The 1,396-nt window shown below is 61.7% G+C and carries 1 protein-coding gene and 1 pseudogene; one reads left to right on the top strand and one right to left on the bottom strand.

Annotation, left to right across the window (positions count from 1 at the left end):
- A pseudogene (locus JCM9942_RS15880) lies at positions 1-702 on the top strand (ISL3-like element ISStma11 family transposase); the annotation flags it as partial.
- A gap of 82 nt (positions 703-784) precedes the next feature.
- Here the strand turns inward: JCM9942_RS15880 and JCM9942_RS15875 are convergent.
- Positions 785-1,396 (bottom strand): FAD-dependent oxidoreductase (locus tag JCM9942_RS15875; RefSeq protein ID WP_172675169.1); only part of this gene is annotated, 612 nt, incomplete at its 5' end.

Genomic DNA, 1,396 nt, shown 5'->3' with positions numbered 1-1,396 from the left:
ACGCTGCCACAGGCCCGGATCGTGGTCGATCGATTCCATATCCAGCGCATGGCGAACGACGCGCTGGAGAAGCTGCGCAAGCGCATTCGCAAGGATTTGTCCACCCGGCAGCGCCTCAAACTCAAGGACGAGCGGTTCCTGCTGCTCAAGCGGCAGCACGACCTGACAGGGAGAGATATGGACCGGATGCGGGAATGGTTCCAACAGTTCCCGCTCCTAAGCGAAGCCCACGCGCTCAAGGAAGGATTTCTGTCGATCTGGGATCAGAAGACCCGCCCAGCAGTAGAAGCCGCCTGCGCGAAGTGGCAGGCCAATATTCCGACCGAATTGGCGGCCACGTTCAAGGACCTGACCACCGCCGTGCACAACTGGCACGACGAAATCTTCGCCTACTTCGAGCAGCCGATTACCAATGCCTATACTGAGTCAGTCAACCGAGTGGCCAAAGACATGAACCGCATGGGCAGGGGTTACAGCTTCGAGGTGCTTCGGGCGCGCATGCTCTACGACAAGAAGGCGCGCAAGGATGGCTCGGTTATCGAAACCGTGTTGGTCGATGACGACGACCCAATGACCACGGACTTCGTGTTCCAGCGGATGACCACGGCGGCAACGCGCAAGAAGAAGATCACGCGCGTGGTCGAGTACGGCCCCTATCTCCCGACGCTGGCGCGGCTACTCGAAGAGGGGTATTTCGAATAGTCCTCAGCCCATTGTGCAAGAGGCGGCGCTTCAGCCTGAATTTGTGATTCAGCCGATGAAGCATAGGTAAGAGGCCCAGCCACTACCCCGCGCAACAGGACAGTTGCTTTACGTCCTTGGTGAAGGTTTGTGCCGCGAGTTTCAGCCCCTCGACCATCGTCAGGTAGGGGAATAACTGGTCGGCCAACTCTCGCACCGTCATGCGGTTGCGAATCGCCAGTACTGCGGTTTGGATCAGCTCGCCTGCTTCCGGGGCTACCGCTTGCACGCCGATCAGTCGTCCCGAACCGGCCTCCGAAACCAGCTTGATGAAACCGCGCGTGTCGAAGTTGACCAGCGCCCGGGGCACGTTGTCGAGCGTCAGCGTGCGGCTGTCGGTCTCGATACCGTCGTGGTGCGCTTCGGCTTCGCTGTAGCCCACGGTGGCGACCTGCGGGTCGGTGAACACCACCGCCGGCATCGCCGTCAGATCCAGCGTCGCGTTGCCACCCGTCATGTTGATTGCAGCGCGGGTGCCGGCCGCCGCCGCGACGTAGACGAACTGCGGCTGGTCAGTGCAGTCGCCGGCGGCATAGATGTGCGGCACGGTAGTGCGCATCGCGTGGTCGATGGTGATGGCGCCTTGCGCATTGACCACCACACCGGCCGCGTCGAGGTTGAGCGTGCGGGTGTTTGGGGTGCGGCCGGTGGCGAA

Origin of the sequence: Stenotrophomonas pictorum JCM 9942 (genome assembly GCF_001310775.1) — a bacterium.
GTDB lineage: Bacteria > Pseudomonadota > Gammaproteobacteria > Xanthomonadales > Xanthomonadaceae > Stenotrophomonas > Stenotrophomonas pictorum.
This window is presented reverse-complemented; position numbering and strand designations above follow the sequence as displayed.